The sequence below is a fragment of the Micromonospora sp. NPDC093244 genome (assembly GCF_040683695.1).
Lineage (GTDB): Bacteria > Actinomycetota > Actinomycetes > Mycobacteriales > Micromonosporaceae > Micromonospora.
The window spans coordinates 70188-82730 of the sequence record NZ_JBFBEO010000008.1 but is presented as its reverse complement, the minus strand read 5'-3'; the positions used below and the strand labels follow the sequence as shown (position 1 = coordinate 82730).

Below are 12543 nucleotides of genomic sequence, written 5' to 3'. Positions count from 1 at the left end.
TGTGTTCAGTAGCCCGCGATCTGCGGCCAGCGCTGTTCCACGCCGGCCGCGGTGAGGCGGTCCTGGAAGTCAGCCAGCAGACGGGGGGTGTTGCGGACCGCACGCGGGGACTCGCCCCGCGCCAGGCAGAAGTCGGCGAGCAGACCGGCGACCTCGCCGACGTTCCACTCGACCGGGTGCAGCCGGTAGCTGCCGTTGGTGATGTGGGTGGTGCCGATGTTCTTGCCGGCCGGAAGCAGGTTCTCCATCCGCTGCGGGATCAGCGCGCCGAGCGGGATCTCGAACGGGCAGGAGCCGACGTCGATGTAGTTGTCGCCGCCGGTCGACGGGTGCAGGTCGATCCGGTACATGCCCACGCCCACCGCGTCCGGGTAGCTGACCGCCCCGTGGTCGCCCCGGACCGCCAGGGACAGGTCCTGCTCGGCCACCGTGTACTCGGCGCGGATCCGGCGGGACTCGCGGATGTACGGGGCCTGGGCCAGGCCGTCCGCGCTGCCTGTCACGTCGCCGCGCAGCCGCAGGCCGGGGAAGCCGGTGCCGCCGTCCGGTCGGGGCGCCTCCGTCTGCATCCAGTAGAGCACCGAGTACGACAGCTCGCGGGCCTTGGACAGGTGCCACGACGCGTTCGGCACGTCGATGACCGGGCCCTCGAAGTAGTCGATCATCGGCCAGTTGACGAGCGTGATGTCGCTGTCGTACGCGCCGTCGGTGAAGTTGCGCCGCGCGGCGATCCGGCGGAACGTCCACAGGTTGCCGTCGCCGGGGTTGACGCGTTGGTCGGCGTTGACGCTCAACGGGTCGTCGTCCGGGTTGGGGGTGAAGCTGCGCTCGACGATCTCCAGCGTGCGCGGGTGCGGCGACTTCCAGGACAGCAGCCGGTCGCCCCAGAAGTCCGGCTTGTAGTCGCGCCAGAAGTCGTAGCCCGCCGGGCGGTCGATGGTGTGGTCGCCGTCGACGTGGTCCAGGGCGAAGCAGACGGACACCGCCTGCATGTTCATCGGCTGGGCCTCGGCCGGAGCGCTCGGCTCACCGGTCTGCGCCTGCGACTCGAACCCGGTGACGTACTCGGTGCCGGTCAGCGGCAGCAGCTCGCCGGTCTCCGTGGCGTCCAGGATGTACGGCGCGACCACGTCGATCCGCTGGTCCCGGTCGCGGTGCGCGAGGGTCACGCCGGTCACCCGGTCCCCGTCGGTCTCCGCGGCCACCGGCCGGTACGGCTGGAGCACCCGGAGCCGGCCCGAACCGAGGTACGGGGCGAGCATCTGGTCGAGGACGGCGACGGCCACCCGCGGCTCGTGACAAAGTCGGCTCACCCAACCCGCACCGGGGTTGAGGTCGGTCCAGGCCCGCGACCGCTCGGTCAGCGGGTAGTGGCGACGGTAGTAGTCGCGGATGCCGTTGCGCAGCTCCCGGTAGCTGGCGGTGGCGCCGAACTGTTCGATCCAGGAGTGTTCGTCCGGGGGGACGGCCTGGCTGGTGAGTTGCCCGCCGAGCCAGTCGAACTCCTCGGTCAGGATGACGGACCGGCCGGCCCGGGCCGCGGCGAGCGCCGCGGCGACGCCACCCAGTCCGCCCCCGACGACGAGGACGTCCGTACGCATGAGTACCACGTGTTTCCTTCCAGTTGCTCGGTCGACCGCTCAGCTCCGGTCAACCGCCTGATCAGGGGTGCCGAGGGTGCTGCCCTCGACGAGTTCGCAGGGGAGAAGTCGCTGCTGGACGCCGTCCGCGCTTCCGTCGATGACGCCCGTGAGCACCTCGACCGACTGGCGGCCCATCTCCTCGCGGGGAATGCGGAACCCGGTGAAGGTGATGTCGGTGGGGACCGGAACGGTCGGGTCGCCGAGGGTCACGATCGACAGGTCGCCGGGCACGGTCAGGCCACGCCGGCGGGTGGCCGACTCCAGCGCGACCGCGGTGGCGAAGTCCTCCACGAAGGCGACTGTGGTCCCGGCGGCCAGCAGCGTGTCGAGTGTCGTCTCGGCCTCCCCGGCCAGCGCCGACATCTGCCCGGCGCTCTCCGCTGTCGCCGCGGCGGCGTGGAACCCACGGCGCCGGTCTTCGGAGGACTCCGCGGTGGTGCCCATGCTCACGTACGTCAGGCGGCGGTGACCGTGCCGCAGCGCCACCTCGACGAGCTGGGCCACTGCCGAGGCGTAGTCGGCGCCGACGTAGGGGACCGGTCCGTCGGTGTCGTCGCGGCGCCCGACGGCGACGTACGGATAGCCGTCGCGGTTGAGCCGTTGCAGCTCCGCGCCGTCGATCTCGCGTCCGAGCAGGATGCACCCGTCGGCCAGACGGAGCCGGTTGTCCTGGTGGAAGATGCGTCGCCGGCCGTCCACCACCGGTGCGCTGGTGAACAGCAGCAGGTCGCAGCCGACGCTCTCGGCGTACTCCTCGATGCCGAGCAGGAACGGGTGGAAGAAGTCCCGGCTGCCGCTGGGGAAGGCGGGCTCGTACGTGAAGACGCCGATGATCCGGTTGAACCGTGAGGCGAGGCGACGGGCCACGGGATCGGCGGCGTAGCCGGTCTCGGCGATGACCCGCAGCACCCGGTCCCGGGTCTCCGGGGCGATGCGGACGTCAGCGTCGGTCCGATTGTTGAGCACCAGCGACACCGTCGCCTGACTGACGCCAGCCATCCGCGCAATGTCACGTTGGGTGACACGTCTGGGGGGAGCGGTCACGTCGGGTCCCTTCGGTGCTGCTAATGCGTATTAGCGGTCGGCGTTGGGAAGGAGCTTGGCCGGTGGTCCGGCGTGTGTCAAGAGGTGGACGAGAGATTTCGGCGCGGTAAACCCGCTGGAGTAATGCGCATTAGCGGTCCGGGTTCGCGGCGGGTTGGCGTCCGGCCCGGGGCGGACGCCGCCTCTTGACAGCGGCGCCGTCGGTCGCGCAACATTCGAGAAACATAGATGCTAATACGTATTAGCTCGGCGGTGCCAGGGGTGCTCGCCGATCGATGTCCCCTGCGTTCTTACTGAGTGTCACATCGCGCCGTTCGTGCCGCCGATCCGACCGACCGAAGAGGAAGCCGCATGACGAGACCACCCGCCCCGTCCTCCCGACGCGCCACCCTGGCGGCCGCCAGTGCCGGCCTGCTCGTCGCCGCACTGGCCGGCGCCCGACCGGCGGCCGCCGAGCCCCCGCTCGACTTCCCCCAGTTCACCTACCAGGGCACCGCGTTCGACAAGGACGCCCTGGCCTACAACCCGACGAACGAGTTCATCTTCCCGAGCGTCATCCGGGCCGCCGACTACTTCCCCAACCCGCTCGGCACCTACTACCTGTACTACGCGCCGCACGAGCGTCCCGGCGGGATCGCCCTCGCGTACGCCGACTCGATCAACGGTCCGTGGACGGAGTACGACGCCAACCCCCTGATCGGCAACACCTGGCTGCCGCACTACGCCACGGTCAGCCACATCTCCTCACCGCACGCGGTGTGGATCGAGGGCGAGAACAAGCTGTTCCTCTACTTCCACGGCGAGAACTCCATCACCAGGTACGCGACCTCCGACGACGGCATCCACTTCGACTACGGCGGGACGGCGGTCAGCCGGAACGACTCGACGGGCGGCGAGACCTCCTACGCCCGCGTGTTCGAGCAGTCCGTGCCCCGCCTGGGCACCCGGTACCTGATGGTCTTCATGGACAACCCGACCGCCGCGCTGCCGGGACCGACCGGGCCGGTGTCGCGGCGGATCCGCTGGGCGGTCTCCAACGACGCGCGGACCTGGACCATGCAGCCCGAACCGCTCGTGACACCGCAGGGCATCGAAGGACCTAACGCCTCCGGTCCGTTCTTCCTGCGCTGGAACGACCGCAACCTGGTGATCTACCACGCCGCCAACGGCAACATGCACGCGGTCGACGTCGGGCAGGACTTCGACCAGGAGATCCACCTCGGCGTCGTCCACGACTCGATGTCCGCGGCTCCCGACCTCGGCCGCTCGGCCGCGCCGACGTTCTACTTCGACGGGCGTACCGCGCACATGTACTACGAAGCCGGTGGCCGGCTCACCGCGACCATCGGACACGCCACCGCCACCCTTGCGGGGCCACTGCCGGTACGGCAGCTCGACTGCGCGGCGGACCGACCGGTCCTGTGGCCACCGAACCACAAGCTGGTCGACGTCGACCTCACAGTGGACCTGCGCGACGGTGTGCTCGGCCCGAACGCGTTCACCCTGACCGGCGTGACCGGGGGCGACGCCACGGACGTCAGTGGCTTCACCGTCGGCGCGCCGGACACGAGCGGCAGGCTACGCGCCGAACGTGCCGGCAACGGCGGGGACCGGGTGTACCACCTCACCTATGCCGGCCACGACGAGATCGGGCGGCCGGTCGGGTGCACCGTCACCGTCACCGTCCCGCACGACCGGGGGAGCAACTAGCGGACCGTCCCCGGTGGACACGTCGCCACCTGATGGTCGGCGAGCTGCCGGGCCGTACCCGTTTCGCCGGGCCGGCCGGCACCCCTGGGTGCCGGCCGGCTCCGCGTCGTCATCGTGGCGTGAGTATCAGCTGTCCGAGTTCCTGGGTGCATCGGGTGAGAGCGACGTAGAGGCCGTTCCAGCCGCGCGGTTCAGCGGCGATGCCCTGCGGGTCCACGAGGAGTGTCGCGTCCCATTCCAGTCCCTTGGACTCGGACGCGGTGAGGACCGGCACGTCACGCAGAACCGCTGCCAGCTCGGCGACACGGTGGGCGGGGGCAATGACGCCGACAGTGCCGTCACGCCACCGTTGCCGCAGTCGTCGGACAGCTTCGGCGGCGGTGCCGGGAAGCTCCGCGGACGTGACCGTGAGCTCCCAGGGGGCGATGCCGGAGGAGCGCACCGCCCGCGGCGGCGGGTTGTGGCTGCCGGCGTTCGTCAAGACCGGCCCGGTGAGGTCCATGACCTCACGCGGGGTCCGGTAGCAGATGGTCAGTTCCGCGGCGGTCCAACGGTCTCCGAAAACAGCCTGGACCGCCTGTGCCCAGCTGGTGTGCCGGTGTGCCGCCTCGGCCTGGTCGATGTCGCCGACCGCCGTGATGGAGCGACTGGGGCAGCGCCGCAGGACCATCTGCCACTGCATCTCGGACAGTTCCTGGGCCTCGTCGACGACGACGTGGCCGTACACCCAGTCGCGTTGCCGGCGAGCCCGCTCGGCGACGAACTCGCCCTGTGGTTGCGGGGCTTCGACCCGGCCCAGCAGATCGGCGAGGGCGTCGAGCAGGGGGATGTCGCTCGATGCCCACGTGGCGGGCTCGGCCGCGACAGCGGCGATCTCCTCCGCGGAGAGTTGCGGGGCGAACCGGGCCAGCTGGGTGCGGTCGGCCAGGAAGTCACGCAGCAGGGTTCCGGTGTCGAGGGTGGGCCACCACGCCTCGATGAACCGGGCGATTGTGGCGTTCTCGGCGATCCGATGACGCAGGTCGTCAATCTCGTCGTCGGAGAACAGGCCGTCGACGTCACTGCCGGTGGACGTCCTGACGGGCCGGTGGTCGTTCTGCATGCTCTTGTCGACGCCGGCGAGGATGTCCTCGAAGCCCTCCTCCATCTCGTCCAGCAGCGTCTCGCGTTGCTCGACGACGACTTCGGCAAGGAGATGGTGTAGCTGCTCGGCGAACGCCGCGCGGGCGCGATGGTACGGGCGTCCCTGCACCGCCGAGGCGAGTGCCTGCGCCACCGCCGCGGCGGTGATGACGTAGAACTCGCCCTCCCAGCGCACCTTCAGCTCACGAGGTCGGGGGAGCAGCGACGTGACGTGGTTTTCGAGCGCGCTCTGCCAGAGGGCACGGCCCTTGATCTCGGCGAGGAGCCGGCTCTCGTCGCGCTGCACGCTGATCCCGGCCAGCAGAGTGTCGCAGGTCGCCGAGACGACTGCCGTCTCACCGAGCGCGGGCAGCACCTGGGCGATGTACGTGAGGAATCGCGGGGAGGGGCCGAGAACCAGGACCGCCTGGTCGGCCATCCTGCGGTGGGTGAACAGCAGGTAGGCGACGCGGTGGAGAGCGACAACGGTCTTGCCGGTGCCGGGACCGCCCTGAACGATGAGCGGGCCGGTCGCCTCGGCACGGATGATGTCGTCCTGTTCGCGTTGCAGCGTGGAGATCGCCGTCGACATGCGGCCGGTACGCCGCTTGTCGAGAGCGGCAAGCAGGGCACCCTCGCCGACGAGTTCCGTCGTTGTGGATCCGTCCAGTGGCTCGTCATCCACACCGACGACAGTCGATCCCTCGGTGCGGATGTGGCGGCGCCGCGCCTGGCCCTGCGGGTCGACAGCCGTCGCGGTGTAGAACGGCCGAGCCGCCGGCGCGCGCCAGTCCACCAGCAGTGGCTCGCCGGCCTCGCCATCGTCGCGGAGACCGACACGGCCCACGTGCCGTACAACGCCGTCGAGGCCGTCGAGGCGGCCGAAGACCAGGCCTTCCCGTGCTTGCCGGAGCTCTTCGTACTGCTGGCGGAGCATGCGGTGCCGGGCCCGCTCCAGTGCGTCCACGGCCCCTGCGGAGAGTTCGGCCCGCAGGTGCTCGGCGAGCCTGTCGCGCCGGGCCGTGGCCAGGTCGAGAAACTCCTGCTCCTCGGCGACCGCGGACCGGAGCGTGCCGCCCGGTGCGGTGGAGGTCGGAGGTTCGTCGTGTGGTGCCACGTCACTGACGCCGGCAGAGCCGTTGTTCAGAGCAGAATCCCGGCGCATTCGCCAATCCCCGTATTGGTGTTCCTCCTCGGCCCGGATCAGCCGCGGGCTATTCCGGCGGCAAGCATAGAGTCGATGTCCACTCGTCGACCAGGAACTCCGTCGGCAGAGACAGGAATCTCAATCCTTGCGATCGCGGGACGTCTGTGGCCTCGTCGAATCGCGATTGGCTTGTCGACGGTTCGCCAACCAGCGACTGTCATCGATGTTGCCCGATCGGTCGCGGGTGTGCTGCAATGGCGACCATCGCTGCAGCGTGGGGGCAACCGCGCTGGGAACGGTCAGCGCGGGAGCATGGCACTGCCGGCAGGGCGCCGTTCTGGCGGACGCGCGCCGCACCGCCGAATCACCTTCACGACGACGGGCAGGTGTCGTATCTGAACCCGCGACGAGGTGGCAGCGATCGCCATGTCCGTAAGCACTGTTCCGGCCCCTTGCCGCGGCATAGGGCTCAACGCCTTGAAGGATGACCATGCGCCGTTTCCTCGCGGTGTTCACCGCAGCACTGATCCTCGGCACCACAGCCGGCAGCATCCCGGCCGGCGCGTCGGGTGCCTCCCCCCGCTCGTGCACCAGTGGACTGCTCTTCTGCGAAGACTTCGAACGGTTGCCGCGTGGGGGTGCCAGCACGTTGGACTGGGGCGTCGACACCCGTAACGGCACGCTCACCGTCGAACGCGCCCGCCACGGCAACCAGGTGTTGCACATCCACACTGTCGACAACGGACGCGCGTTCCTACGCGTCGACGACTTCGCCGCGCCGGGCAACCGCTTCTACGGCCGGATGCGACTGCGCGTCGACGCGTTCCCCACCGCCCCCGACTGGGCGCACTTCAACCTCGTGGAGGCGACCGGCACCGGAAGTACGGAGGTCGTCCGGCCGGTCGGCGGCCAGTACGCCCCCACCGTCCCCGGGACCTTCTGGGGTGTGGGCGCCGACGGTGGCCCGACCGGCGACTGGACCAACTGGCGGGAGTCCGCCCCTGTCGTCGAGGACACCTGGCAGTGCTTCGAGTGGAAACTCGACCCGACGGACAATCGCGTCACGGTGTGGATCGACAACGTGGCCCAACCGGAACTGACCGCCTCGACCACCGAACACGGCGGCAACGACGTGCCCTTCGTCCTGCCGACCGTGAACACGGTCAAGGTCGGCTGGCAGCTCTATCAGGGCGGCACCACACCCGGCGAGTTCGACCTGTGGATCGACGACATCGCTCTCTCGGCCCGGCGGCTCGGCTGCTGACGTCGTTCGTCACGTTCCACCGCGTGACCTGACCAGGCGCGGCCCGCGGATCTCCGCCGACGGTGCGCCCACCCTGCCGCCAACCGGGGCGGGGTGGGGCCCTCGCGTACCGGCTGCCACGGGCCGTGTCACCCCTCTACCGGCCGGAGACCGTCGTTCGGACTGCGCTACCGTCAGGACGCCCGCACGGCACCGAACAGTCCGCGTCCGGCGGCTGTCGATGGCCCGCAGGGCGCCCCACGAATCCAGGGAGATGCCGATGCCGGAGCCTGAGCCCGTCCGAGACGATCACGCGGCGGATGCCGACACCCCGGCCACTGCCGAAACCGAGCAGCCTGCCGTTCACGCCAATCGGGCCGCCCGACGCGCGAAGGGCAAGGGCACCTCGCCCCAACCGCACGGGAAGGGTCAGCACTTCGGCGGCCGGGGCTCGGTCCAGAGCCCGCGCCAGTGGGGCAACCGCCGAAGCGGCTGATCGGCACGAGGCCGACTCGACGACGACGGGCTCGTGTTCGGCGGGCTCCGGCATACCGGGCGTCGGGGCGGGTACGCGCCGGCCGTGACCTTCTCGATCGCCGCGCGGTGTCCGCGTACCGGCCACCTCGGGGTGGGAGCCCTGACGGCCAGACCCGCGGTCGGCAAGCTTGTCGCACACGTCCAGAGCGGCGCAGGCGCGGTGGCGACCCAGGCCACCCCCAACCCCTTCCTGGCGTACGACGGCCTGCCGCTGCTCGCCGAGGGTCGCTCGCCGGAGGACGTCCTGACCGAGCTGTTGGCCCGGGACCCGGGTCGGGAGGTACGGCAGGTCGGGATGGTGGACCGGCAGGGTCGCTCGTACGCGTTCACCGGTTCCCGTACCCGGGACTGGGCGGGGCACCACACGAGGCCGGGTTACGCGGTGCAGGGCAACCGGCTGGTGGACGGGGAAACCCTCGCGGCGATCGTTCGGGCGTTCGAGGACAGCCGGGAACTCGACCTGGCGGAACGGCTCGTGCTCGCCATCGAGGCGGGTGAGGGGGCCGGCGGTGACCGGCACGGAGCACGCTCGGCGACCGTGACCGTGATCGGCGATCAGCCGTACCCACTCTGGGACGTGCGTGTCGACGACGCCGAGCAGCCCGCGCTGGAGCTGCGCCGCCTGCACGGGGTCTTCCGGGACGAGGTGCTGCCGGCCATCCGGGAGTTGCCGACGCGCGACGACCCGATGGGCGAGGGCGCCCGACAGTCGTTGGGGTAGCCCGCGTCTCGGCTACGTGAACACCGCCGTGCGTCCCGGCCCGGCGCGCTGCTCTGACGCACGTAATGACCGCACTGGTCGTCCCACCCGTACCGGAATCCTGCCCGTCCGGGACACCTGCCCCTGGTTGGCGGGACCGCTCACTTCGGACACTGCGCCTGCGTCCGCCGGTCGGCGGACGCGGAGCAGACCAGGAGGATCCCGAAGTGCGTGTGCTTTTGAGACCGGGCCGGCGGGGCGGGCGCCTGCGGGTGTTGTTCGCCGCCGTCGTGGCCGCGGTCGTGGTGCTGACGCAGAGTCCGGCGGTCGCCGCCGATCCGGTGGACTACCAGGCGGCCCGGTTCCACGACGGAGTGTTCTCCGCCTACATGCGGGCGCACAACAGTGGGGTGGCCGGGCTGAAGAACCTGGTCCTCACCGCCGAGCTGCTGGACTGGCGCGAGCGCAACCCCTCCGCCAGCCGGGACGACGTGGTGCGGCACATGGTGGCGACCCGGCAGGCCGTGAACGCGGCGGGCATCTCCGACACCTCGGCCCGGACCACGTACGCCACGGTCATCAAGGTGATCGACGCGGTCTCCGGGGTGCCCGGCGTGTCGATCGGGACGCCGATGGTCAAGGCGTTGCTGGACGCCACCATCGGCGGCACTATCAGCGCGTCCGCCGAGGTCGAGGACGCGGTGACCAGCGCCTACCAGAACTACCGCTGGATGGACGCGCTGTACGCGGTCCAGGAACGCGCGTGGGGGCAGCTCACCCGGGCCGCGGCACTCGACGCCGACCTGGCTGCCGCCTGGGACGGGGCGATCGGTGCGCAACTCAACGTGCGGGCGACCGCCACCACCGAGCAACTGCTCGCCGACCCGCTGCTCGCCACGTACGTCAACACCGAGGCGATCCTGGAGCATCTCGGCAACGAGCAGGCGTACCTGGCGGCGCTGCGTACCGAACTGCGCGCCGCCCTGGACCGGGTCTCCGGTCAGAACAGCGAGGTCCTCGACCGGATGGCCGCAGCGGACCTCAAGTACCCGGTCGGCCCGGGGCCGAAGCCCACCCCGCAGGACTACACGAACGCGCTCGCCGAGGCCGCCAGCCGCCAGGTCGCCATCGACGCGGCCGGCTCGGCAGTCGGCATCCTGGCCACCCTCGCCGGCTTCGCCGACGAGAAGGCCGGCAAGGACGTCCTCGCGATCGGCAAGGCTGCGATCAGCATCGCCACCGCGATCAACCAGTACCTCCCGACGGTCGCCGGCCTCGGCCTCAGTGACGCCATCGGCTCGCTGAGCACCGTGATGCTCACCGGCAACGTGCTCGGCGCGGTGATGACGCTCGCCCCGATCTTCTTCGGGTCCGGTCCCACCGAGCACGAACTGGTCATGCAGGAGATCGGCAAGCTGCGCGAGCAGGTCGGTCAGCTGCGTACCGAGATGCACGACCGGTTCGACCGGGTCGAGGCGATGCTCACCGCCATCTACGACGACGTCATGTCGATCATGCAGCGGATGAGCAACGACCTCGGCGGGGTGATCCGCGACCTCGACGCGATCAAGCGGCAGATCTACGGCCTGGAGACCCGGGTGGATCAGCTCAGCCTCTCCATCCAGGAGGCGCTGAAGAAGAGCGCGCTCAACGATGCCGAGTACGTCACCAACACGTTCGTCGGCTACAAGATCCGGACCGGCCGGACCCTCTCCGTTCCGCAGTACGACGAGACCGAGGGCCGTCTCTTCACTGCCGCCACGTCGATCAGCACCGGAGCGCCGTTCGTGTTCACTCCCGCGGAGTGGTCCCAGCCGAACGTGGACCCGGTCCGGGTGCTCGATGAGAAGAGCCCATACGGGGCGATCGACTACCTGTCCTACCTGGCGCGCACCTGGGACCCGAACTACCCGGCCACCAGCAAGGTGCCGCACGCCGGAGTGTGGACCATGTCGGCGCGTGCGTTCAACGCGCTGGCCCTGGAGAACCCGAGCCTGGCCGGGGACATGGCCGGGGACGACTCGTTCGCCGGCCGGATCCGCCGCGCCGGTCAGGGCATCGTGGACGCCGGCAGCCGGTTCAGCCAGCCCACCTCCGACGGGCACCGCAACGCGCTCTTCACCGGCCTGGTGGACAACTACCGGGGCGCGGTCAACGCCCAGTCGGCGGAGATGCGTCGACTGCGCGACACGGTCACCGGCGGCGGATACAACCCCTGGTACGGCCCGGACCAGGCACCTCCGGTACGGCTGTCGAACACGCGGGAATATTGGTCACCGACCCTGGACCAGCAGGGCCGACAGGTCAAGAGCTACAACGCGGACAGCAAGATGTCGGGCTGCGCCCCGTACAGCCCCCTGCCCAGGGTGCTCATGCCCGCAAACGTGCGGCTGTCCGACCTGCCCAACGCGTTCCAGCTGCTCGCGCACGGCACGAAGGAGCGGTTCGAGCCGCACTTCCGGCTCTGCTACGACGCCGAGTTCGTCAACCACGTCACCACCACCGGACCTCGCTTGGAGATCACCAAGGCCGATCTCCAGCTCACCGTGCACGCGCAGATGAGCCTGGACCAGGGCGGCTTCTGGATGGACGTGCGCACCTGGCGCAACACCAGCCCGGCGGGCATCATCTGCTCGTGGAGCGTGCGGGGTGATCTGCCCGACGGCTACTGCCACGACGAGGCGTACGTGATGCGGTACGAGGACGGCGGGCACCGTGCGGCGTTCGAGGCGGGGGCCGGGTTCGCCGACAATCCGGAACGGCTGACCATCGCCCGGACCAAGGCCGACCGCATGCTCTGGGGCAAGCAGAAGCAGTACTACCAGGTGGTCAACGACGCGTTCGCCGACCCGACGTCACCGCTGCGGGCCCGGAACAAGAAGATCACCGAGGCGCTGCGGCTGCTCCAGGCGTACACCAAACTGGGTTTCCCGGTGGCGCTGGAGGCGGACGGATCGCTCGACGGGCATCTCTTCGGTGATCTGCTGCTGCCCAGCGACTACCGGCACCCGGGCGCACCGGTCGGCCGGGAGACACCGCAGACCAACATCATCCAGGCGTACGGGACAGCCGAGGCCAACTACGCCCCGTGCACCCAGGCCGCCGCCGGCGATCCCTGCCCGGACGCGACGACCGAGATCGACCCCCGGGTGGGGCAGAAACCCATCTACTCGCCGACCTGCTCGGGCGCGGACAGCCCCGGCTCGCCGAACGAGTATCTCGGCAACTGCATCCACGCGGTGGCCATCGAGCGGGCCGGGCACCTCGCCGACCTGTACGAGACGTACTCGCAGCGGCTCGCCGCGAACGTGTACGTCGAACGGCTGCCCCAGGTGACCTCGGTGCTCGACCAGATCCGGGTCACCGGCACCGCAGTCGCTCAGAGTTGACAGTGGCG

The 12543-nt window shown here is 70.1% G+C and carries 7 protein-coding genes; 4 read left to right on the top strand and 3 right to left on the bottom strand.

Going from position 1 to position 12543, the window contains the following annotated elements:
• Positions 1-5: 5 nt before the first annotated feature.
• Both AB0N27_RS27675 and AB0N27_RS27670 read right to left on the bottom strand, forming a co-directional pair.
• Positions 6-1601 carry an FAD-dependent oxidoreductase gene (locus AB0N27_RS27675; protein ID WP_364375849.1) on the bottom strand — a complete coding sequence of 532 codons (1596 nt, stop codon included), beginning with the start codon at positions 1599-1601 and terminating at the stop codon, positions 6-8.
• A 39-nt stretch (positions 1602-1640) separates the two neighbouring features.
• Entirely contained in the window at positions 1641-2687 is a 1047-nt protein-coding gene (locus AB0N27_RS27670; protein ID WP_364375846.1) for a LacI family DNA-binding transcriptional regulator, read from the bottom strand.
• Between the two features lie 351 nt (positions 2688-3038).
• Here AB0N27_RS27670 and AB0N27_RS27665 point away from each other — a divergent pair, with 351 nt between their 5' ends.
• The gene (locus tag AB0N27_RS27665) at positions 3039-4397 is read left to right on the top strand and encodes a hypothetical protein (RefSeq protein ID WP_364375844.1); all 1359 of its coding nucleotides are present in this window, start codon (positions 3039-3041) and stop codon (positions 4395-4397) included.
• A 109-nt stretch (positions 4398-4506) separates the two neighbouring features.
• Here AB0N27_RS27665 and AB0N27_RS27660 read toward each other — a convergent pair whose 3' ends face one another.
• Complete coding sequence (locus AB0N27_RS27660; protein ID WP_364375841.1) at positions 4507-6684, bottom strand: UvrD-helicase domain-containing protein; 2178 nt, start codon at positions 6682-6684, stop codon at positions 4507-4509.
• A 472-nt stretch (positions 6685-7156) separates the two neighbouring features.
• Between AB0N27_RS27660 and AB0N27_RS27655 the strand changes: the two genes are divergently transcribed.
• From AB0N27_RS27655 to AB0N27_RS27645, 3 genes are all read left to right on the top strand, one after another.
• On the top strand, positions 7157-7930 hold the full coding sequence (locus tag AB0N27_RS27655) for a hypothetical protein (RefSeq protein ID WP_364375839.1): 774 nt from the start codon (positions 7157-7159) through the stop codon (positions 7928-7930).
• A 559-nt stretch (positions 7931-8489) separates the two neighbouring features.
• Positions 8490-9167 (top strand): DUF1028 domain-containing protein, encoded by a 678-nt coding sequence (locus AB0N27_RS27650; protein ID WP_364375836.1) that lies wholly within the window; start codon positions 8490-8492, stop codon positions 9165-9167.
• A 206-nt stretch (positions 9168-9373) separates the two neighbouring features.
• Entirely contained in the window at positions 9374-12535 is a 3162-nt protein-coding gene (locus tag AB0N27_RS27645) for a hypothetical protein (protein ID WP_364375833.1), read from the top strand.
• The last annotated feature ends 8 nt before the right edge of the window (positions 12536-12543 follow it).